The following is a 21703-nucleotide window of genomic DNA, read 5'->3' on the forward strand; positions in this document are numbered from 1 at the left end:
CGACGGCAACGCGGGCTGTCTGTCCGCCCCGCGCTACCGCCGGAGCCGGCATCAGCACTCGACGATATTCACCGCCAGCCCGCCTCGCGACGTTTCCTTGTACTTCGTCTTCATGTCGGCGCCCGTCTCGCGCATCGTCTTGATCACCGAATCGAGCGACACGTAGTGCGAGCCGTCGCCGCGCAGCGCCATGCGCGCGGCGTTGACGGCCTTCACCGATGCCATCGCGTTGCGCTCGATGCACGGAATCTGCACCATCCCGCCGACCGGGTCGCAGGTGAGGCCGAGGTTGTGCTCCATCCCGATCTCGGCCGCGTTCTCGACCTGACGCGGTGTGCCGCCCAGCACGGCGGCGAGCGCGCCGGCCGCCATCGAGCACGCGACGCCCACTTCACCCTGGCAGCCCACTTCCGCGCCCGAAATCGACGCGTTGAGCTTGTACAGGATGCCGATCGCGGCGGCCGTCAGCAGGAAGTCGATCACGCCCTGTTCGTTCGCACCCGGCGTGAAGCGCGTGTAGTAGTGCAGCACGGCCGGGATGATGCCGGCCGCACCGTTGGTCGGCGCGGTGACGACGCGGCCGCCGGCCGCATTTTCCTCGTTGACGGCGATCGCATACAGGTTGATCCAGTCGACCATCGACAGCGGATCCTGCAGCGCGCGCTCGGGGTTGCCGGTCAGCGCGCGATACAGCTGCGGCGCGCGGCGCTTGACCTGGAACGGGCCGGGCAGGTTCCCGTCGGCCTCCGGGTTGCCGATTCCGCAGCCGCGCGACACGCACGACTGCATCACGGCCCAGATTTTCAGCAGCCCTTCGCGGGTTTCTTCCTCGGTGTGCCACGCGCGCTCGTTTTCCCACATCAGCTGCGCGATCGACTTGCCGGTCGACTCGGTCAGCGCGAGCAGCTCGGCGCCGGTGCGAAACGGATGCGTCATCTGTTCGGCCGCGCTCAGCACCTTCGTGTTCGGCGCGCCGGCCGTCACGACGAAGCCGCCGCCGACCGACAGGTAGGTGCGCTCGACGAGCACTGCGCCGTTCGCATCGGTCGCGCGCAGCTTCATCCCGTTCGGATGCTCGGGCAGCGCCTGCCGGTAGAACGCGATGTTCTCCTTCAGCACGAACGGCACCGGATGCGTGCCGAGCAGCGCGAGCTGCTTCGACGTGCGGACCGCTTCGAGCCGCGCGTCGATCGTCTCGGGATCGACGGTGTCGGGCGCGTCGCCGAGCAGCCCGAGCATCACGCCGCGGTCGGTGCCGTGGCCCTTGCCGGTCGCGCCGAGCGAGCCGTACAGCTCGACCTTCACGTTGGCCGTCGCGTCGAGCATCCCGTCGCGCTCGAGGCCCTGAACGAACATCAGCGCCGCGCGCATCGGTCCGACCGTATGCGAACTGGACGGGCCGATGCCGATCTTGAAGAGGTCAAACACGCTGACTGCCATTTTGATTTCTGCCTTGCTTGAAGAGTAGTGCTAGCGCGCCTGCAGTGGCAGGCACGCGGCCAGCCATGCGGGCGGCATGGGGGATAGCTGCCGCGCGACGCGGGCATAGCGCCCGTCGAGCCGCGCGGCCAGATGAAAGAGTTCGGTGGCGTTTTTCGGGTCCCACTGCCCCGTGTAACCCGGCAAGCCGGCTTCACGGCGCTTCGCGTCGAACGGCACCGGCGAATTCACGAATTCCTCGTGCGTCTTCTCGCCGAGCGCGTACGGCACGAGCCAGTCGAGCGCGGCCGCGAGCGTCGCGCCGTTCGCACCGCGCTCGCGCAGCCAGTTGCGGTTGAAGCGGCGCGCGGCCAGCGCGGCCGTCACCAGCGGCTGCAGGTCGTACACCGCGTAATGCAGCGCGTCGCGTTCGTCGAAATCCCAGGTCTTGCCGTCCGGGCCGATGTTGTCGGCGAGATGCTCGACGAACAGCCGCTGCGCGGCGTTCATCATCTTGCGGTCGCCGAGCGTGAACGCGGACAGCGCGACCAGCTTGATCCGGTGACTCTGCCAGTTGTTGCGCCACGTGCCGGTGAGCGGGCGCTTCTGCGCGTCGATCTGCGCGACATAGCCGGCACCGAGCTTGCCGATGAACGCCGCCGTCGCGTTGCGGGTCTTCACCGGCAGCGCGCTCGCGGTCATGTCGTACGCGACGATCAGGCTGTCGAAGCGCGTCTCGTCGATCGGGTTGAAGCTCGGCTGATAGGTCGACACCCACGCGGACAGGAAGCGGTCGACGAGCTGCAGGTAGCGCGGCGCGTTCGTCACGCGCCATGCGAGCGCGGCGTCGCGCATCAGCTCCATGTCCTTCAGCGCGTCGGCGCTCTGGTCGTAGATGCCTTCGTGCGGCAGCGTGCCTTCCGTGTGCACGCGCGGCATCGCCTTCGGCTGCTCGCCGATGCGCGCGTCGACGCTGCGGATCAGCGCCTGCACGCCCGGCTCGGCCTGGGTCGACTCGCTCGCCTGCAACGCCGGCGCCGCGCAGAAATTCATTGCCGCGTGCGCGCTGCCGGCCGAGCCGAGGCCGACGGCGGCAAACGACAGCGACGCGACGAGCAGCGGCACCAGGCGGCGCGTGGGCGGCCGCTCCTGCGTTGCACCCTGGCCCGGAAACATCGGACGCACCATGCGGAACTCCTTGATTGGCTGGATCGCGTGTGATGTTAGCCGGATTGGCGGACGAACGTGAACCGGTCGGCCGGCGGCGAACGCAAACACCGCACGCAACCGGCGGCTGCGTGCGGTGAGTTCACGTTCGGGGCGCTCCAGTGCGGGGCGAGCGTTATGCGTATTCCGACATCGGCACGCACGAGCAGAACAGGTTGCGGTCGCCATAGGCGTTGTCCGCACGGCCGACCGGCGGCCAGTACTTGTTCGTGCCGAGCGACGCGACCGGATACGCAGCCTGCTCGCGCGAGTACGCATGCGGCCATTCGTTCGCGGTCACGACGGCTGCCGTGTGCGGTGCATGACGCAGCGGGTTGTCCTCGCGGTCGGCGCGGCCTTCCTCGACCGCGCGGATTTCGTCGCGGATCGCGATCATCGCGGCGATGAAGCGGTCGAGCTCTTCCTGCGATTCCGATTCGGTCGGCTCGACCATCAGCGTGCCCGGCACCGGGAAGCTCATCGTCGGCGCGTGGAAGCCGTAGTCCATCAGGCGCTTCGCGACGTCGTCGACGCTGATGCCGCTCGTTTCCTTGAGCGGACGCAGGTCGAGAATGCACTCGTGCGCGACCAGCCCGCCCGGGCCCGAATACAGCACCGGGTAGTGCGGCGCCAGGCGCTTCGCGATGTAGTTCGCGTTGAGGATCGCGGTTTCGGTCGCGGCAGTCAGGTTCTTCGCGCCCATCATCGCGATGTACATCCACGAGATCGGCAGGATCGACGCCGAACCGTAAGGTGCCGCCGACACCGCGCCGATACCGTCTTCCGCGCGCGCGTAGCCGGTCGAACGCTGGTTCGGCAGGAACTTCGCGAGGTGCGCGCCGACCGCGACCGGGCCGACGCCCGGGCCGCCGCCGCCGTGCGGGATGCAGAAGGTCTTGTGCAGGTTCAGGTGCGACACGTCGCCGCCGAACTGGCCCGGCGCGGTCAGGCCGACCATCGCGTTCATGTTCGCGCCGTCGACGTACACCTGGCCGCCGTGCGCGTGCACGATCTCGCAGATCTCGCGGACGTTCTGCTCGAACACGCCGTGCGTCGACGGATACGTGATCATGATCGCCGCGAGGTCGTTCGAGTGCTGCTCGGCCTTCGCCTTGAGATCGGCGATGTCGACGTTGCCCTGCGCGTCGCACGCGACGACCACGACCTTCATGCCGGCCATGTGCGCGGACGCCGGGTTCGTGCCGTGCGCGGACGCCGGGATCAGGCACACGTCGCGATGCGCTTCGCCGCGCGACGCATGGTATGCGTGGATGATCAAGAGGCCCGCGTATTCACCTTGCGAGCCGGCGTTCGGCTGCAGCGACACGGCCGCGTAGCCGGTGGCCGCGACGAGCATTTCCTCGAGCTGGTCGATCATCTCGCGATAGCCGACGGTCTGCTCGGACGGCGCGAACGGGTGGATCCGGCCGAATTCCGGCCACGTGACCGGCAGCATTTCCGACGTCGCGTTCAGCTTCATCGTGCACGAGCCGAGCGGGATCATCGAGCGGTCGAGCGCGAGATCCTTGTCCGACAGGCTGCGCAGGTAGCGCAGCATTTCGGTTTCGGAATGGTGGCGGTTGAACACGTGGTGCGTGAGGTACGCGCTCGTGCGCTCGAGGCCGGGCGGCAGCGCGGCGACGCCGGCGAGGCCCGCGTCCAGTGCGTCGACGGTCGGCGCGGTGCCGCCCGCGGCTTGCGCGAACACGGCGAGGAGGGCGGCGAGGTCGTCGCGGGTCGTCGTCTCGTCGACCGACACGCCGACTTGCGTGTCACTCACGCGACGCAGGTTGATGCGCCTGACCTTCGCGAACTCGTGGACCTGCGCGGTGCGCGCGCCGGTGTCGACCGTCACCGTGTCGAAGAACGTGTCGTTGACGGTCGCGAAGCCGAGCTGCTTCACGCCGGCCGCGAACAGCGCCGCGATGCGGTTCACGCGCAGCGCGATCGTCTTCAGGCCGTGCGGGCCGTGGTAGACCGCGTACATGCTCGCCATGATCGCGAGCAGCGCCTGCGCGGTACACACGTTCGACGTCGCCTTCTCGCGGCGGATGTGCTGTTCGCGCGTCTGCAGCGCGAGGCGCAGCGCGGGCTTGCCCTGCGCGTCGACGGTCACGCCGACGAGGCGGCCCGGCATCTGGCGCTTGAATTCGTCACGCACGGCCATGTAAGCGGCGTGCGGGCCGCCGAAGCCCATCGGCACGCCGAAGCGCTGCGTGTTGCCGACCGCGACGTCCGCGCCCCATTCGCCGGGCGGCGTCAGCACGGTCAGCGCGAGCAGGTCGGCCGCGACGACGACATGGCCGCCGGCCGCGTGGATCGCGTCGGTGAGCGCGCGGTAGTCGCGCACGTCGCCGTTCACGCCCGGGTACTGGAGCAGCACGCCGAACGCGTTGGCTTGCGCGGCGTCGGCCGCCGGGCCCGTCTTGACCTCGATGCCGACCGGCAGCGCGCGCGTGCGGATCACTTCGAGCGTTTGCGGCAGCACGTCGTCGGCGACGTAGAACACGTTCGATTTCGGCTTGCCGGTGCGCTGCAGCAGCGTCATCGCCTCAGCTGCGGCCGTTGCTTCGTCCAGCAGCGATGCGTTCGAGATCGCGAGGCCCGTCAGGTCGGCGACCATCTGCTGGAAGTTCAGGAGCGCCTCGAGGCGACCCTGGGAAATTTCGGGCTGGTACGGCGTGTAGGCCGTGTACCACGCCGGGTTCTCGAGCACGTTGCGCAGGATCACGGCCGGCGTGTGCGAGTCGTAATAGCCCTGGCCGATATACGAGCGGAACACCTGGTTCTTGTCCGCGAGCGCACGCAGCGCGGCGAGGGCTTCGGCCTCGCTCTTCGGTTGCGCGAACGGGCCCAGCGGCAGCGTTTCGGCGCGGCGGATCGAGGCCGGGATCACGGCGTCGATCAGCGCGGCGCGCGACGCGAAGCCGAGCGTGTCGAGCATGGCCTGCTGGCTGGCGGCATCGGGGCCGATGTGGCGTTCTGCGAACGCGTCGTGCGTTTCGAGCGCGGCGAGCGAGAGGGGCGTGCGGTTCATCAGGCGGTCCAGGTGTTCGAGCTTCATGGCGTGATTCTGGTCCCGCGCGGGCCGGCTGCCCGGCCGCGCGCGGTTCGGGTAAGGAAAATTAGTCGATCAGCTTGCTGTACGCGTCGGCGTCGATCAGCTTGTCGGTCGATGCGCCGTCGGCGAGCTTGATCTTGAACAGCCACACGCCGTACGCGTCGCTGTTCACTTCTTCCGGCGAGTTGGCGGCATCTTCGTTGATGGCGACGATCTCGCCGGACACCGGCGAGTAGATGTCGGATGCGGCCTTCACCGATTCGACGACGCCGACGGCGTCGCCCGCCGTCACCGACTTGCCGACTTGCGGCAGTTCGAGGAAGACGATGTCGCCGAGCGTGCTCTGCGCGTGATCGGTGATGCCGACCGTCAGCGTGCCGTCCGCCTCGGTGCGGATCCACTCGTGTTCGTCGGTGTATTTCAGATCGGCCGGGACGTTGCTCATCGGATGCTCCTGGATAAAAGGTGTGTTCGTTATGCTGGCGCGCCGCCGGGGCGCGCCGGATGTGGTTGCGCCGGGCGCCATTTCCCGGCTTTGCCGGGACGCGGCCTGCCGGTCGCTTCCCGGTCGTTACGCAGCGAGGACCTTGCCGTTGCGCACGAACGGCAGTTTTACCACGCGCGCGGGAAGTTGCTTGTCTCGAATCTGCACCTGAACGGTGTCGCCGACCTGGACGGCCGCCGGCACGCGCGCGAATGCGATCGACTCCTGCATCGACGGCGAGAACGTGCCGCTCGTGATCTCGCCTTCGCCGTGCGGCGTGACGACTTTCTGGTGTGCGCGCAGCACGCCGCCCGCCTTGCCGTTTTCCTTCTGCAGGATCAGGCCGACGAATGCGGCGCGCGTGCCGCTGGCTTCCAGTGCGGCGCGGCCGACGAAGTCGCGCGGCGCGGTGAGGTCGACCGTCCATGCGAGGCCCGCGTCGAGCGGGGACACGGTCTCGTCCATGTCCTGGCCGTACAGGTTCATGCCGGCCTCGAGGCGCAGCGTGTCGCGCGCGCCGAGCCCGCACGGGCGCACGCCGTTTTGCTGCAGCGCGTTCCACAGCGCTTCGACGTGCACGGCCGGGACGATCACTTCGAAGCCGTCTTCGCCGGTGTAGCCGGTGCGCGCGATGGTGAGATCGCCGAACGGCGTGCCGGCGACCTGCGCGGCGTTGAACGGCTTCAGCTCGCTCGTCGCGGCGCGTGCGGCCGGCACCGTCGCCCAGGTTTTTTCGCGTGCGTTCGGGCCCTGAACGGCGACGATCGCGAAATCGCGGCGCTGCGCGATGGTCAGGCCGTAGCCGCCTTGCTGGTTGAGCTGGGCGAACCACGCGATGTCCTTCTCGGCCGTGCCGGCGTTGACGACGACGCGGAAGAAGTCTTCGGTGAAGTAATAGACGATCAGGTCGTCGATGACGCCGCCTTCCGGATTGAGCAGGCACGAGTACAGCGCCTTGCCGGGGGTCTTGAGCTTGCCGACGTTGTTCGCGATCGCGTGCTCGAAGAACGCGCGCACGCGGCTGCCGGTGAAATCGACGACGCACATGTGCGACACGTCGAACATGCCGGCGTCGGTGCGCACGGCTTCGTGTTCTTCGATCTGCGAGCCGTAGTTGACGGGCATGTCCCAGCCGCCGAAGTCGACCATGCGGGCATTGAGCGCGCGGTGCGCGGCGTTGAGCGGGGTTTGATTCAGTGCAGTCATCGAGGCCTCAGGCAAGGCGCTTGCGCGCGGGTCAGAACGGCCATGTGCGGAGCGTCGCGGCCTTGGCGGCCTGCGAAACGATCCGGTACATGCCCCTCTGTCCTCGATACCTGAGAGATTGCGCCGCCATGCCGGCGAGCGCGCGCCCCTTCGGTGGGCAGCTTGCCCTGCGCAGCATGTGCGCAGCGGGCTACTGCCGCTCTCCAGAGTGCGGGGAATGCGGCCCGCGCAGTGCGCGGACGGGATTCCCCGACGCGGTCGGTCCTTTTGCCTGAGAGTTTGCGGGTGTGCCCCTTCGGCGGCGCGACCGGCGTTGCTTAGCTACGCGGTCACACGCTCTCCCGACGCGTGCGGGCGACTGTACGCGAGCGGGTGGGCGTTGTCAATTTGAGCAAAAGAATGTCGCTTCGCGACAAGCGGCGCGCGTGGGGTGCCGCCGCTTTCGCGAGCGCGGGCCGGCGCGGTGCGGGCGCAGGCACGCCCGGATTATTCGCCGATCGCGCGCGCGGCCGTGTCGAGCTCCTGGTTCAGCACGCGCTGCTCGTCGCCGGACAGGCCGCCGTTGTGCTGCCCGGACATGTCGTTCGCTTCCTGGCGGATCACGTCGAGGCGGTGGTGCAGCTGCGCGCCGTACGGCGGCGGGTAGTAGCCGCCGTTCACGCGCGTGTCGATCCGGCGGTGCAGGTTGTCGATCCGGCCCTGGACCTCCTGCATGCGGTCATTCGCGATGACCTGCGGATTCGGTCGCGGCGGAGGCGGCGGGGCCTGCCGGGCCGGCCGCTGCGGCTGCACGACACAGGCCGCGAGCGAGGAAACCAGGACGCAGCATGCCGCTGCGCGAATCAACCGTTGCATCACATTCTCCTGACGGTTTGGTGTCGGATCGACTTTTTGAGAAACGCGTCAGACCGGCCGACCGCTGACTTTCGTTCCCGCACCATTTGTAACGGAATGTTGGGGATCGGCCCGGCGCGGCGGCTGACGCATGGCCGCGGCCGGCGCGCGGCGCGGCTCGGGACGGCCGCTGCGGCCGCGCCGGCACCGACCCGGCCGGCACCCGTCAGACGGTGCGGCGCACGAACGGTACCCGGCGGCCTTCGTGTTCGCTCTGCGCGGCGAGCTCGATGATCGTCATCACGTCGACGGCGTCCTGCGGCGTGACAGGGAACGGCGCGCCGTCGTGAACCGACGCGGCGAGCGCGCGATAGAACTCCGCGTACTGGCCGTCGAGCGTGGGCACCGGCCGTTCGACTTCGAGCTCGCCGTCGAGCACGCGCAGCACGCCGGGCGGGTTGCCGCCGCCGAACTCGACGTGGTCCGGCGTGAGCCCGGCCTTCAGCTGGTCCTCCTGCGTGTCGAGCCCGAACTTCTGGTAGCTGCCGCGCGTGCCGTGCAGCGTGAAGCGCGCGGGCTCGATCGCCGACAGCGCGCTCGCGTGCAGCGCGACGTCCTTGTCCGGATAGCCGAGCAGCACATGCACGAAATCGGGCGCCGTACCGTTGTCGCGGCGCGTCTTGACCGTCGCGCTGACCGTTTGCGGCAGCCCGAACAGCGCGAGCGCCTGGTCGATCAGGTGCGGGCCGAGGTCGAGCAGCAGGCCGCCGCCGCGCGCGGGCTCCTCGCGCCAGCGGGTGCGGGGGGTCGGGCGGAAGCGGTCGAAGTGCGACGCGAAATAGGTCACCCGGCCGAGCTCGCCGGATTCGACGACGCGCCGTAGGGTGAGGAAGTCGCCGTCCCAGCGGCGGTTGTGGAACGGCGCGAACAGGCGGCTGCGCGCGTTCGCGAGCCGCGCGAGCGCGAGCGCCTCGTCGGCGGTGAGCGTGACCGGCTTGTCGACGACCACGTGGCGGCCGGCTTCGAGTACCTGGCGCGCGAGCGTGAAGTGCGTGTCGTTCGGCGTGGCGATCACCACGCAGTCGATGTCGTCGAGGCCGAGCAGCGTGTCGAGATCGGGAACGATGCGCGCGCCCGGATACGCGGCGCGTGCGCGATCCGCCTGGCCGGTCGCGATCGCGGCGACCTCGGTGCGGCCGCTCGTGGCGATCACGGGCGCGTGGAACGTCGCGCCGGCGAAACCGAAACCCATCAAACCAATCCTGAGCAATGACGACATGGCAATCCCTGGCTGCGTACGAAACGAAAGAAGGGCGCGCCGTGAAGGCGCGAGGACGACCGGCTATTTTGGCATGGCGCGGCGGCATGCACCGTCGTCATCGGCAAAGTGCGCGGCGGGAGGCGGCATTTGCGCGGGTGCAGCGGGCGCGTGGCGCAAACCGGCGAGCGCAGGTCGCGGCCGGCCGGGTGGCAGATCGTGCAATCGGCGCGCTGCTGCGCGCCTTGACTAGCGCGGCCAACTTGCCCGTCGTGCCCGTAGCGCTTGCTGGTGCGACGGTCGTCCATTGTGGCCCAACTGGCCCTGAATGGGGCCCGATTGGCCGTCCGGACAAGGACTGAACGAGCATCGCCGGAAGCCAGAACAAGGACCGGAGAAGGGGGACAAAAAACGGGGGGCAAAACAGGAGCAAACCGGGGACAACACGGCAAGCCGCCTGTGCGGCCCCATCCGGCGGGGGCTCGCCAAAAGCGCGCCGCCGACGTGTTAACATGCGCGTCCTGCTTCGCGTGTCCGCCTGCATTCCAGGCCTGCCGCGCGCGGCATCCTCTCCCGGCGTTCGCCGTCAACCGCAACATCATCCGCCATCATGTCCGCAGGCCTCAACCCCGCTCAGAATGAAGCGGTGCGCTACCTCGACGGTCCCTGCCTCGTGCTCGCCGGCGCGGGCAGCGGCAAGACCCGCGTGATCACGCAGAAGATCGCGCACCTGATCGAAGCGAAAGGCTTCGAGCCGCGCCACATCGCGGCCGTCACGTTCACGAACAAGGCTGCCGCCGAAATGCGCGAGCGCGTGTCGAAGCTGCTGGAAGGCAAGACGCTCACCACGCCCGGCAAGGAAGGCCGCAAGGTGCCGGTCAACCAGCTCACCGTGTGTACGTTCCACTCGCTCGGCGTGCAGATCCTGCGCCAGGAAGCCGAGCACGTCGGCCTGAAGCCGCAGTTCTCGATCATGGATTCGGACGACTGCTTCGGGATGATCCAGGAACAGCTCGGCACCACCGACAAGGGTCTGATCCGCAAGATCCAGAGCATCATCTCGCTGTGGAAGAACGGCCTGATCATGCCCGACGAGGCGATGGCGATCGCGGCCAACGAGGACGAGCACCAGGCCGCGATCGTTTACCGTAACTACGTCGCGACGCTGCATGCTTACCAGGCGGTCGACTTCGACGACCTGATCCGCCTGCCGGCCGAGCTGTTCGCGAAGAACGAGCAGGTGCGCGACCGCTGGCAGAACAAGCTGCGCTACCTGCTGATCGACGAGTACCAGGACACCAACGCGTGCCAGTACGAGCTCGTGAAGCTGCTCGCAGGCAAGCGCGCCGCGTTCACCGCGGTGGGCGACGATGACCAGGCGATCTACGGCTGGCGCGGCGCGACGCTCGAGAACCTCGCGCAGCTCGGCAAGGATTTCCCGAACCTGCACTTGATCAAGCTCGAGCAGAACTACCGGTCGACCGTGCGGATCCTGACCGCCGCGAACAACGTGATCGCGAACAACCCGAAGCTGTTCGAGAAGAAGCTGTGGTCCGAGCACGGGATGGGCGACTCGATCACCGTCACGCCGTGCAACGACGAGGAGCACGAGGCCGAATCGGTCGTGTTCCGGCTGTCCGCGCACAAGTTCGAGCGGCGCGCGCAGTTCCGCGACTACGCGATCCTGTATCGCGGCAACTTCCAGGCGCGGATCTTCGAGCAGGTGCTGCGGCGCGAGCGGATCCCGTACGTGCTGTCGGGCGGGCAGTCGTTCTTCGACAAGGCCGAGATCAAGGACCTGTGCGCGTACCTGCGCCTGATCGCGAACGCCGACGACGATCCCGCGTTCATCCGCGCCGTCACGACGCCGCGCCGCGGGATCGGCAACACGACGCTCGAGGCGCTCGGCTCGTTCGCGGGGCAGGCCAAGGTGTCGCTGTTCGAGGCCGTGTACATGGGCGGGATCGAGGCGCGGCTGTCCGCGCGGCAGGTCGAGCCGCTCCGGATGTTCTGCGACTTCATCCAGCGCCTGACCGATCGCGCGGACAAGGAGCCCGCGACCGTCGTGCTCGACGACATGATGGAGGCCATCCACTACGAGGCCTACCTGTACGACGCGTTCGACGAGCGGCAGGCGCAGTCGAAGTGGCAGAACGTGCTCGAGTTCCTCGAATGGCTGAAGCGCAAGGGCACCAAGCCCGAGACGGAAGCCGTCGACGGCGAGGCGGAAGGGTTCCACAACGCGGACGGGCTCGCGGACACCGGCAAGAACCTGCTCGGCCTGATCCAGACCGTCGCGCTGATGTCGATGCTCGAGGGCAAGGAGGAGGATCCGGACGCGGTGCGACTGTCGACCGTCCATGCGTCGAAGGGGCTCGAGTATCCGCACGTGTTCCTGGTCGGCGTCGAGGAGGGCATCATGCCGCACCGCGGCGGCAGCGAGGACGACGGCCCCATCGACAGCGAGCGGATCGAGGAGGAGCGCCGGCTGATGTACGTCGCGATCACGCGCGCGCAGCGCAGCCTGCATCTGAACTGGTGCAAGAAGCGCAAGCGGGCACGCGAGACGGTCGTGTGCGAACCGTCGCGCTTCATCCCCGAGATGGGGCTCGACGAAGCGCCGCCGCCGACGCCGGAGGAGGCGCCGATGACGCCGAAGGATCGGCTCGCGAGCCTGAAGGCACTGCTGCAGAAGTGACGGGCGCCGCCGCTTCGGCACGGTAAAAGAAAACCCCTGCGATGCGTGAGCACCGCAGGGGTTTTTTCTTACCGGGCGGCGTTACTTCGCCGCGTTGACCATGTAGTCGACGGCTGCCTTCACGTCGGCGTCGGACGCATTCGACCCGCCCTTCGGCGGCATCGCGCCCTTGCCGTGCAGCGCGTAGTTGTAGACGGTATCCATCGACTCCCTCAGGCGCGGCGCCCAGTCTTCCTTGCTGCCGAACTTCGGCGCGCCCAGCACGCCGGCCGCGTGACACGCCTGGCACACCTGCGTGTACAGCGCCTTGCCGGCCGATGCGGCGTCGGCGCTGGTCGGCGCGGCCGCGGGCTTTTCGCCGGCCTTCGGAATCGCGGCGATCGCGGCCATTGCCGCGGCGGCCTGTGCATTCGATGCGTCGGCGCCCGATGCGCTTGCGGTACCGGCCGCGCCGCTCGCGGCCTGCGCCGCGTTGGCGGCCGGTGCGGCCGGCTCGGGGAAATTCGCGCCGTCGTTGTTCGCCATGTAGACGATCGCCCGCGCGATTTCATAGTCGCTGACGTCGTCGGGACTCGTGCCGCCGCGCGGCGGCATCGCGCCCTTGCCCGACAGCGCCGTCTTCAGCAGCGTGTCGAAGCCCTGCGAGATGCGCGGCGCCCAGTCGTCCTTGTTGCCGACCTTCGGCGCGCCGGCGGCGCCGGTGCCGTGACAGGTCACGCACACGGCCTTGTAGACTTCCTCGCCGGTCTTGTATGTGCGCGGCGCATTGGCGTCCTTCACCTCGACCTGGGCGATCGGCGCGATCCGCGCGGCGACCTGCTGGTCGGATAGTGCATCGGTGCCCGCGCCCGAACGGAACGCATGGTTGGCATAGGTGGCAAACAGGACGATCACCACGATCGGAATCGCGAACGACGCGATGATGACGGCAATCAGCTGACCGGGAGTTTTGACGGGAGATTCGTGGGGTGCTTCGCTCATGCTTGCCTCGTCTCCGTGAATAGGAATTGTGAGCGCGGTGCAACGGCAAAAGGGCAGTCCAATGAAGCTCGGACGATTATAGACGGAACGTTTACATCACGGCGAGCGGTCCGGAGGCGCGTGTTTACCCGCAGGAATGGGGGCCTGACGACGATTCGGCGCGCAAGGTGGACGCGTCATGGGAAACCGGGTATCCTTGCCGTCTTGCCAATGGTGGGCGGCCGGTTTATCGGGGTCGTTTCACTGTCGCACTGTCATATGCGCCCGTAGCTCAATGGATAGAGTACTGCCCTCCGAAGGCAGGGGTTGCTGGTTCGATCCCAGCCGGGCGCGCCAAGCCTGATAAGGCTTTCAGCAGTTCTTCCCTCCGTCGGACAGTCTCATTGCAGCTAAATTGCAGCTAGCGTTGGCGCCGGCTCGATCATTAGCGGTGCGGCCCACTGCGCCAAGTGGTCTGCCGACAGGTGCGCGTACCGCTGGACCATTTCCAACGTTTCCCATCCACCGAGCTCCTTAAGTACCTGGAGCGGCGTGCCGCGTTGCACATGCCAACTCGCCCACGTGTGGCGTAGATCGTGCCAGCGGAAATCACGGATCCCGGCACGTTTCAAGGCCTTGCGCCAAGCAGCCGTCACGGTCTGATACACCGGTCGGCCCTGGTACACGAACACGCTATCGACGAACTCGGGTGCGCGTTTTTTCGCACGCTGACGCAGCAGCACTGCGATCGCCGTATCGGACAGGGGCACCGTGATCGCCTTCTTTGCCTTCGCCTGATCTGGATGGATCCATGCGACGCGCCGCACGATGTCGACCTGTGACCACTGCAACCCGGTCACGTTTGAGCGCCGCAAGCCCGTCTCGAGGGAGAAGCGGGCCATTTCGGCCAAGTGATCCGGCAGTTCCGCAAGCAGCCGCTCGGCCTGCGGTTGCGTCAACCAGCGGATCCGCTTCTGCACGACCTTTGCGTTCTTCGTGACCGGCACGCGGTCCAACCATTCCCACTCGACGGCCGCGTTCAGTACGGCTTTCAACACGCCAATTACGCGCGTCACGGTGCCAGCGCTTACATGCTGGTCGGTCGTTACGACCCCGCGCTTCGTGCGGATGACCTTTGGTTCCCTCCTTTTCGCTTGGGCGATCGCGTCGATTCGGTCGCGGTCGATGTCGATCAACGCGACACCAGACAGATGTTGATCGAGCCATCGCAGATGAGTCTTCGACGTTTCCAGGCTCGGTAGACCTTCGCGGTCGCTAACGTAGCGGACGACCGCGTCGTTCCAGGTGTATCTCGGCTTCATGCCGAGTCGAGCTTGGTTCCACAAATCCACCTTCAGCCGGTCGTGGAATTCCTGCGCTTGCTCTTTGTTACTTGTGCCAGTGCTTCCCTGTAGCGGCGTTCCGCCGCCAGGGGGGTACAGCTTGTATTGCCAGTTTGGACTGGTCTTTCGTTTATAGAGCGACATTTTTTGACTTCCTCCTGCTGATCGCCCTGCACAACTCGCGGGACCCATTCTCCGGCGAGGTAGCGCTGCAGAGCAACTATCGAGAACTTCCAGCGCTTGCCAACCTTGCAACCCGGCAGCATGCCGGCCTTGGCTTTCATGCGCACCGTCTCGGGATGTGCGCCGAGTAGTGCAGCCGCTTGCGCAAGATCAACGGTGCTCAAAGGACCATCTTCCGGTCGTGACGCAAGAGAGGGACACGCAGAACAACCCGTGGATCCGTGGCATGTGCTGTTTTTCATGGGTAAGTTATTGATTGGTAAGGATTTCATGTGCCACGGATTGCCACGAAAAACCCGTGGTGAGGCCTGCTAACCCGTGGCTCAAAAAATAGGCAGGTGTCCAAACCCGTGGCAAAACGGCCATAACCTGTGGCGTCGCGTCTGGGTCGAGTTTTTGCACTTCTCCGCCTTCTTTCTTCTTCTTTTTCAATGATTTAAAGAGAAGAGAGAAAGGGGCTGCGGCGATCGGCGAGGAAACCGGACACGTGGCAAAATCACCCCAACCCGTGGCAAATTCGGGGTGACCTGTGGCGGGTGTCCTCTCAACAATCAAGGACTTACGAGAGCAGACCCCCGAATTCCACGGTTTTTTTGCGCTGCGTGTGCTTTCCCGATGGCGAAATATGCCCGTGCAGCGTCGCGACGCCATCGTTGCCGGCGTTTGGCGGCGGACGAGCGGTGCCGGAGCCCGGACAGCGGCGCGCAGACGGTCGGTTGACCACGAGGGCGTTTTCGCGCGGCGAATGGGCTGCACGGTCATGCGCGGGTTCCCTGCACGGCGTCGGTGGCCAGATCGTCACGGACCGCCACATACAATCCGAACGTGGCGAGCCGCTCGAGCGAGATCGGCATCAGGTGCGCGACGCGACGGGTGTAGATGCGCCGCTCGACTTCCTTCTCACCCACCACGACGCCAGCGTGCTTGAGCTGCGCCTTGAACACGCGGTCGGATTTCACCGGCAGGCCGTTCCATTTGTCGCGCAGTGCGCTCGTGTGCGCGAGGTGGTCCATTACGTGACCCGTGCGCAGCAGGAGGCAAAATTCGCCGTCGACGGTGTCGAACGTGAACGGGTGCTTGTAATTGCCGCTGTCGATCTCCGACAGGATGGTTTCCATGATCCAGACCCACGGTTCGCGATCGGCGCTGGTCTCGGCGATATGGCCGTTCATCTCGGCGAGCAGATCGCGCGGGAAGTCGCCTGCGGCCGGATCCACACCCGCGAACTCGGTCAGGTAGCGCCAGGCGAGCGCCACGGCCGCATAGTTGCCGGCCATGCGCCGGGCACCGTCGTCCTCGCCGCTCGCCCGACAGTTGGCGAGCGCCTCATCGAGCAGCGTCCCGTACTGTTCACGTACCGCCCGCTTGTCCAGGCTCGCGAGAAACTCGAGCCAGGGCCGCACCGGGAAGCGCGGCAGATCGTCCGGCATAAGCGGCCCGCGCTTGCTGGTCAGGGTGGTGCGCACCAGCTTGCCGAGCAGGCTCCTGACCGGCACGTCCTCGCCGGCGAGCATCACCGGCGCGCACAGCAGATATTCGGTCATGTCGCTGCCGCGGCGGGTGACGGTGTACTGGTAGTTCTCCTGCAGCAGGCCCACGGCCTTGTCGATCACGTCCTGCCGGCGCGCGGACAGCTCTTCCCAGCCGACCGGGTGACTGGTGTGGCTGATGCTGGTGAGCAGCCGAAATTCGGTCTGCAGGCTCTGGCCGGAGAACATCGTGAAGGCGATCGACCGCTCGAGCCGCTTGATCAGTGTGGACTTGCCGGCACCCTTGTTAGCCTGAATCGTCAGATGCGGCCAGAAGCCCAGCAGGGCCTTCAGATGGCCGCCCAGCGCCCACACGAGCGGGATCGTTGCGGCGTTCTGCTTGAAGGTCGTCTGGTACGCGCTGATGATGCGGCGTGCATCGCTGACGGGACCACTCGGAAACGTCAGGTTGTGATACGGACACTGCTTGTCCGCTTCGGTGAAATAGCAGTCGGGCCCTTCGTTGACGATCAGGCGCCCGTCGCGCCACGCCAGGCCGACGAAGTTCGCGGCCTGGCGGGCGCCCAGGTCGGCGCCGCGCTCCAGGATGTTGACCATGCGCTTGAACGGTGCAGGCGCAAAGATCCAGCCGAGTTTGGCCCACTGGTCGATGTTGTTGAACTGCTCGTCGGTCATGACGCGCCGGATGAGCGTCGGCCCGTGGCGCGCCGATTGGGCGCTCACGGCAAAGTACACGGTGGGGGCCTGGTCGGCGTCACCGGTCATCGTGGAGGTGGCACTGGCCACAGATACGCGGCTCATGCCGGCAATCCGGAAGCCGCATAGATCGGTCATAACGGGCGTCTCGACGCCTGATTCCTCGTTACGGTCCATTTTGGTGATGTAGCTCGTGAAGTCGGGCCGTACACGAAAGCGCCAGTACTGCGCGAAGTCGTGCGACGGCAGGAACAGACGCGGCCGGCCGCGGCGGGTGGCGTCGCCGGCTAGACCCGCGATCAGCCAAGGCTCGAACTGCTCGAGCGCGCGGGCGAGCTCAGCAGGCCCGCGCAGCTGCAGGTAGTCGTTCACGTCGTTGATGGGTTTGGGTGTTTTCTCACCATCCGCGAGATCGGCCAACCACCCGGCCTGATCGACCAGCACGGCGCTGATGTTCAGGCTCGTGAGCCGCTCGTAGAGCGCCCACGCAGCTTCCGGCCCGGGCCGGTGCCCGGCACGCGGATGGCCGTCGGGGAAGGGCGCGTCGTTGTCCAGGCAGATCACGACCTGCTTGCCGCGCAGGAACGCGAAATCAATTGCCTCGACGTTGGCCAGGCCGCGCAGCGCGAGTGCGGCCACACCTGGCAGTGCACATGTATCGACCGACAGCGCATTGATCGCGCTCTCGAGGAGATAGACGCGCCGGGCCCGCTCGAGCCGGCGCGTGTCGGCACTCCAAAAATAGCCGGTCTTCTCGCCCTGAGTCTGTGTCTTGACGCCACCGTTAAGCACCGGATCGACATAGCGCAGGTCGACCGCGACGATGCGCGCGTCACCAGGCGCACGCACGATGAACGCCGCGGCGGGCCCACCGTGGCCGACGTCACCTGCGGCGACCTTCGCGCTGGTCCAGGTGTTGAAGCCAAGCGTGCGGGCCCGGATGGCGGCATCGATCGCGGCGCCCGAAATGCTGCGGCCGACGAGATAGTCGCGCACCGATTCACGCTCGGCGAGACACCGATCGGCGATGTATTCGACGGTAGACTTGTCGCGCCGCTCGGCCGGTGCCGGCCGGTCAAGTGGCAAGCCATATGCGTCGTGCAGGAAACGCACCGCGTCGGCAACTGAGCCCCCGCGGCTATACATCACCAGATCAATGCACGAGCCACCGGCGCCGGCGCTGTGATCCCGCCAACCGGTACCGTGCTTCGGGTGGTCCACATAGATCGACAGCGACGGGTTTTTATCGTCGTGCTGCGGCGAGTGGTAGAGCGCGCGCTCGCCGCCGCGGCCGCGTTTCAGGCCGAGGCGCTCGGCCAGATCGTGCAGGTCGATGCGCTGCTTGAGTTCGTCGATGGTGGCCATCGTCAGCGGACCTGCTCGCCAGAGGGCGGGAATACCGCGAGCTGATTGGCGGCGAGCTGGCACATCGCGACCTGCAGTTCTGTGCGCGCGGTGATCGCATCGTCGAGCATGGCGCGCAGTCGCCACCGATGCTGATCGAGATTGCGGTTCGCGTGCGCGATCGCGAGGATACGCGACGCGCCGGTGCCGGCCGGCACTCCGGAGGCCAGATGCGTGACGATCCATTTGTCGGGATGACCGTCCGGTAACGCCGATTCGGCGTGCAGACCGAACACCGCCCCGACCTCGTTCGGTACGCTCACCGGCTCGCCGACGACCGTATGGAGCCCCGTATCGGTCAGCAGCTCGTAGCGGATCGTGAATGTGTTGGACATGGTCATCACCCTCGCGGCGGCACGGACCAGGCGAGCGCGCTCACCAGGACAACAAGACCGGTGAGGTCGAAGGCGAACGCAATCCCGTGTGGCTGACGCACACTGAGCCGGCACAGGGCCGCTGCAACCAGCGCGTGGATACCGGCGCAACAAAACACGAGCATCAGCAGCGAGCCGATGCCGAAAACGTAGGGCTTCATGGTGGAGTTCCTTGTAAGCGCCGGCCGGCCAGCCGGCGCGGCGTTATTCGTCGAGGTCGTTGGCGGCCGAGCGCTTGACGTCGAATGCGCGTCGCGAGCGGACCTGTTCGCGCTCCTGCATCGCGCGGGCGGCGGATTCGACGACCAGGCGGACCGCGCGGTGGCGCATCGACGCCTCGAAATCGCCGACCATGCGCAGGCGGTGCCAGGCCGCGCGCAGGTCGAGTTCGGTGAGCGGGGCGCGCATCGGCTCAGTGCAGCAGGATCGACGTGAGGACGGGCATGCCGGCGTCGAAGTCCCAGCGACACTCGAGCGCATCGCCCAGGCGCCGTGCGATGTCGACGAACACGAACGGGTCGACGTTGGCGCGCCAGAGCGTGCACAGGTAATCGTGGCGCTGGTCGAGCGACAGGGTGTCCAGATCGAACGCAAGCGTGACCGGATCGGCAGCAGAGCGGGCCATGGCGGATGTCTCCTCAGGCGACCAGTGATTGCTGTTTGAGGGCCGGCGCAACGGTTTCGAGCGCGCAGACCGGCATACCGAGCAGGCGGGAGACGTGCTGCAGGTTCGCGTAGAGCTCGAGCGCAAGGCCGCGCTCGGTCACGCGGGACAAGTCGCGGGCCAGCGAGCCGCGATAGCGCAGGGCAGCCAGCCGTTGGGAGACGGTGAGGCGGCCGGTCTGCTGCGGCACGAGCCGGCCCTCGAGCACATCGAGCACCCACGCCCGAAAAGCCTTGGCGCGATCCGTGCGGGCGAGCATGCCGAGCAGGTAGCAGCCGCGGGGGCTGAAGATACGTACCGGCTGGCGACCGCCGGCAGTGTCGAGCTCGACGACTTGGGTCATCGCGTCGGTGAACTCGTCGGCGTTGCGGTCGTACAGCTTCGAGATTGCAACAGGTGCATCCGAGTAGCCTAAGGCGTCAGCAATTTGCTTACCCCTTAGCCACGGGACGTTGCGGATATCGACGACGTCGAACTCGACGGATTCGAACACGAGGACGGCAGAAGAAGCGGGGTGCCGCATGGGGATCACTCCTTTTACGGGTAAAGAAAGCCCCTCGCGCCGAATAGGCACGATGCAGGGGGAGCAACACAAAGGTGGTTAGGGCGTTAGCCGAGGGGCGCGCGAGTTCGGCAACGGGTTGTCGACGTGCGCCGGCGGGAGATCATCGATTTGGGAGCGCGCATCGTGAGGGAGGCGTTCGAGCACTCGAAGGCCTTACCAGTCTGGTAACCCCTCTGCCACCTCACGTGATACGCGGTGATGACGTTGAGCTCGAAAGTTGCGGACCTGAGGGCGGTAGATTCAACGCGGTACGGCACGAATGTCTCCTTTCTTCGGGCAAAACAAGGCCCTCGCGCCGTTCGGGCACGATGGTGGGACAACAGCTAAAACAGTTACGGGGCTAGACGGGTAACTCGAGCTGCTGCTCGAGGCGCTCGCGCACGTGGGGTGAAAGAGGGAGCTTCAGCGCGAGATTGGGCGTCGCGGAGGGCGACAGGGTGCGGGCGAATTCCATGTTGACGATGTATGTGTGGCCGCAGTCGACGTTCGTGCACTGGTACGTGACTTCCCGCAGCGTCAGCGACAACTCGCGACTGCTGCGTGCGTTCGCGCGGGTGCGGCAGTGCGGGCAACGGTTCAGGATTCGCATGAATATCTCCGGTCGGGGCGACATTCGCCGTAGCCGCGGCGGGCGCACTCACAGTGCACGCCGACTTCGCCGAGCGTTGCGACGGCATCGAGGTATTTGCGGGTGACGAGGACAAAGCCGATGGCGGCAACCAGCTTGTCGATCTTGTCGATGACGACGCCCTGCGTTCCGCTCAGGAAACGGCTGATCTGGGAATCGTCCCAGCCGAGCGCGATTTGCACGTCGTGACGCCTGGGGCCATGCAGCGCCTGGCGCAGTGCCGGCTCGATGAGCGCAGGGGTTCGCATTGATCAACGGTCCTCAACGGGAGTTGCGGGCGCTTGAGCGGCGCTTCCCATAACCTTGTCGTGGTAGGGGCCCAGGCCCTGTCGGAACACGGCACTGGCGGTACGCGACAGGGTGCAATTCGTGCGGGCCGCGAGTATTTCGAGCATCTGACGCTCCTCGGGCATCAGGCGAAACAGTACCGGTTGAGGAGATAAAACCCCGCGCGGCTGGCGGCGACGGCCTTGGTAGTCGGTCATGGCGGCTATACTTTCATCCAGTAGTAATACGTTACGGTAAGGCAAGTGTAATGGGCTCGAAAGCGCCCGTCAATACGTTTTGGGATCAGATGAGCACAATAGGCTCCCGATTGCGGGAAGAGCGCTTACGGATTGGGCTAAGCCAAGAGGAATTCGCAGCAGTGGGCGGCGTGCTGAGGCGTGCGCAATCGAACTACGAGTCGGACGAACGATCGCCAGACGCTAGGTACCTCACTGCCGTAGCGGAACTAGGCGTCGACGTGCTGTACGTTTTGCGCGGCATAAAGGCCGGGCATGGTGGAGAGGCTCCTACTGCAACCTCGTTCGACGCGGACGAGAGAGAACTCATAGAAGACTATCGGCAACTCAACCCCGCCGGCAAAGCCTCGCTCCAGGCCTTTCTCACCAGTTGCTTTAACTCGGGAGTGATGCTTCAGACGGATGACTCGCCTCGGCGGGCAAAGCGCCTTGCCGAGAACCGGATGGCAGGTCTAGACGAGCGTTCGGCCGATATATTGCGTCGCGCGAAAGCCATGATTGACGAGCATCGGGCCACGCAAGGAGGACGTAAGGCGAGGCAACCGAAAGGAAACAGCAGCGATCCCGACTAACGCACCGTCAGTTCGCGAGCGGCATACGATCGGTAACGTAGCAAAGGGGGAAAGCGCTCACGCGGCGTTTTCCATAATCTTTCGCGGTAGGAGCCGGGACGCTGAAGGAACATGGCACCGGCGGTACGCGACAG

The 21703-nt window shown here is 66.5% G+C and carries 22 protein-coding genes, 1 tRNA gene and 2 riboswitches; of the genes, 3 read left to right on the top strand and 20 right to left on the bottom strand.

Translation table 11 applies throughout. The features are described from left to right. Positions 1–51 precede the first annotated feature (51 nt). The 7 genes from C7H84_RS18925 to C7H84_RS18955 form a co-directional block, all read right to left on the bottom strand. Positions 52–1440 carry an L-serine ammonia-lyase gene (locus C7H84_RS18925; protein ID WP_121860213.1) on the bottom strand — a complete coding sequence of 463 codons (1389 nt, stop codon included), beginning with the start codon at positions 1438–1440 and terminating at the stop codon, positions 52–54. A gap of 30 nt (positions 1441–1470) precedes the next feature. After that, positions 1471–2607 (bottom strand): alginate lyase family protein, encoded by a 1137-nt coding sequence (locus C7H84_RS18930; protein WP_121860214.1) that lies wholly within the window; start codon positions 2605–2607, stop codon positions 1471–1473. 154 nt (positions 2608–2761) lie between these two features. Then, on the bottom strand, positions 2762–5689 hold the full coding sequence (gene gcvP, locus C7H84_RS18935; RefSeq protein WP_121860215.1) for an aminomethyl-transferring glycine dehydrogenase: 2928 nt from the start codon (positions 5687–5689) through the stop codon (positions 2762–2764). A 61-nt stretch (positions 5690–5750) separates the two neighbouring features. Next, entirely contained in the window at positions 5751–6131 is a 381-nt protein-coding gene (gene gcvH, locus C7H84_RS18940) for a glycine cleavage system protein GcvH (protein ID WP_121860216.1), read from the bottom strand. 126 nt (positions 6132–6257) lie between these two features. Next, positions 6258–7376, bottom strand: a complete 1119-nt coding sequence (gene gcvT / locus C7H84_RS18945) for a glycine cleavage system aminomethyltransferase GcvT (RefSeq protein WP_121860217.1) — start codon at positions 7374–7376, stop codon at positions 6258–6260. An 87-nt stretch (positions 7377–7463) separates the two neighbouring features. After that, a riboswitch (glycine riboswitch) is annotated at positions 7464–7593 on the bottom strand. Positions 7594–7624: 31 nt separating this feature from the next. Beyond that, positions 7625–7730, bottom strand: a riboswitch (glycine riboswitch). A gap of 132 nt (positions 7731–7862) precedes the next feature. Continuing rightward, positions 7863–8231, bottom strand: a complete 369-nt coding sequence (locus tag C7H84_RS18950; RefSeq protein ID WP_121860218.1) for a hypothetical protein — start codon at positions 8229–8231, stop codon at positions 7863–7865. Positions 8232–8436: 205 nt separating this feature from the next. After that, entirely contained in the window at positions 8437–9489 is a 1053-nt protein-coding gene (locus C7H84_RS18955; protein WP_121860219.1) for an oxidoreductase, read from the bottom strand. Between the two features lie 589 nt (positions 9490–10078). Between C7H84_RS18955 and C7H84_RS18960 the strand changes: the two genes are divergently transcribed. Next, positions 10079–12166, top strand: a complete 2088-nt coding sequence (locus C7H84_RS18960) for a UvrD-helicase domain-containing protein (protein ID WP_121860220.1) — start codon at positions 10079–10081, stop codon at positions 12164–12166. An 81-nt stretch (positions 12167–12247) separates the two neighbouring features. Here C7H84_RS18960 and C7H84_RS18965 read toward each other — a convergent pair whose 3' ends face one another. Further along, a complete protein-coding gene (locus C7H84_RS18965; RefSeq protein WP_121860221.1) occupies positions 12248–13147 on the bottom strand; it encodes a c-type cytochrome in 900 nt (299 codons plus the stop codon). Between the two features lie 260 nt (positions 13148–13407). Here C7H84_RS18965 and C7H84_RS18970 point away from each other — a divergent pair. Next, positions 13408–13483: transfer RNA gene (locus tag C7H84_RS18970), tRNA-Arg, on the top strand. A gap of 53 nt (positions 13484–13536) precedes the next feature. Here C7H84_RS18970 and C7H84_RS18975 read toward each other — a convergent pair. From C7H84_RS18975 to C7H84_RS36455, 12 genes are all read right to left on the bottom strand, one after another. Next, positions 13537–14568: a site-specific integrase gene (locus C7H84_RS18975; protein WP_276208407.1), complete on the bottom strand. Its 1032-nt coding sequence runs from the start codon at positions 14566–14568 to the stop codon at positions 13537–13539. Beyond that, positions 14481–14924: a helix-turn-helix domain-containing protein gene (locus tag C7H84_RS37185; protein WP_121860223.1), complete on the bottom strand. Its 444-nt coding sequence runs from the start codon at positions 14922–14924 to the stop codon at positions 14481–14483. The genes C7H84_RS18975 and C7H84_RS37185 overlap by 88 nt, the downstream gene beginning before the upstream one ends. After that, on the bottom strand, positions 14902–15414 hold the full coding sequence (locus C7H84_RS36450; protein ID WP_162999314.1) for a hypothetical protein: 513 nt from the start codon (positions 15412–15414) through the stop codon (positions 14902–14904). The genes C7H84_RS37185 and C7H84_RS36450 overlap by 23 nt, the downstream gene beginning before the upstream one ends. Beyond that, positions 15411–18203, bottom strand: a complete 2793-nt coding sequence (locus C7H84_RS18985) for a toprim domain-containing protein (RefSeq protein WP_121860224.1) — start codon at positions 18201–18203, stop codon at positions 15411–15413. Before C7H84_RS18985 ends, C7H84_RS36450 begins: the two co-directional genes overlap by 4 nt. A 2-nt stretch (positions 18204–18205) precedes the next feature. Next, a complete protein-coding gene (locus C7H84_RS18990) occupies positions 18206–18577 on the bottom strand; it encodes a hypothetical protein (RefSeq protein WP_121860368.1) in 372 nt (123 codons plus the stop codon). Between the two features lie 5 nt (positions 18578–18582). Further along, positions 18583–18777: a hypothetical protein gene (locus C7H84_RS18995; RefSeq protein WP_121860225.1), complete on the bottom strand. Its 195-nt coding sequence runs from the start codon at positions 18775–18777 to the stop codon at positions 18583–18585. Between the two features lie 43 nt (positions 18778–18820). After that, a complete protein-coding gene (locus tag C7H84_RS19000; RefSeq protein ID WP_121860226.1) occupies positions 18821–19024 on the bottom strand; it encodes a hypothetical protein in 204 nt (67 codons plus the stop codon). Positions 19025–19028: 4 nt separating this feature from the next. Beyond that, positions 19029–19241 (bottom strand): hypothetical protein, encoded by a 213-nt coding sequence (locus tag C7H84_RS19005; protein ID WP_121860227.1) that lies wholly within the window; start codon positions 19239–19241, stop codon positions 19029–19031. Positions 19242–19254: 13 nt separating this feature from the next. Next, complete coding sequence (locus tag C7H84_RS19010; protein ID WP_121860228.1) at positions 19255–19803, bottom strand: Bro-N domain-containing protein; 549 nt, start codon at positions 19801–19803, stop codon at positions 19255–19257. Between the two features lie 382 nt (positions 19804–20185). Continuing rightward, positions 20186–20434, bottom strand: coding sequence for an ogr/Delta-like zinc finger family protein (locus tag C7H84_RS19020; protein ID WP_121860230.1), 249 nt, complete (start codon positions 20432–20434; stop codon positions 20186–20188). Next, positions 20422–20721 carry a DNA-binding protein gene (locus C7H84_RS19025; RefSeq protein ID WP_121860231.1) on the bottom strand — a complete coding sequence of 100 codons (300 nt, stop codon included), beginning with the start codon at positions 20719–20721 and terminating at the stop codon, positions 20422–20424. The genes C7H84_RS19020 and C7H84_RS19025 overlap by 13 nt, the downstream gene beginning before the upstream one ends. Before the next feature lie 3 nt (positions 20722–20724). Then, positions 20725–20958 (bottom strand): hypothetical protein, encoded by a 234-nt coding sequence (locus C7H84_RS36455; RefSeq protein ID WP_162999315.1) that lies wholly within the window; start codon positions 20956–20958, stop codon positions 20725–20727. An 89-nt stretch (positions 20959–21047) separates the two neighbouring features. Here C7H84_RS36455 and C7H84_RS19030 point away from each other — a divergent pair, with 89 nt between their 5' ends. Next, the gene (locus C7H84_RS19030; RefSeq protein WP_121860369.1) at positions 21048–21569 is read left to right on the top strand and encodes a helix-turn-helix transcriptional regulator; all 522 of its coding nucleotides are present in this window, start codon (positions 21048–21050) and stop codon (positions 21567–21569) included. Positions 21570–21703 lie beyond the last annotated feature (134 nt).

The organism is Burkholderia sp. Nafp2/4-1b (assembly GCF_003635165.1).
Lineage (GTDB): Bacteria > Pseudomonadota > Gammaproteobacteria > Burkholderiales > Burkholderiaceae > Burkholderia.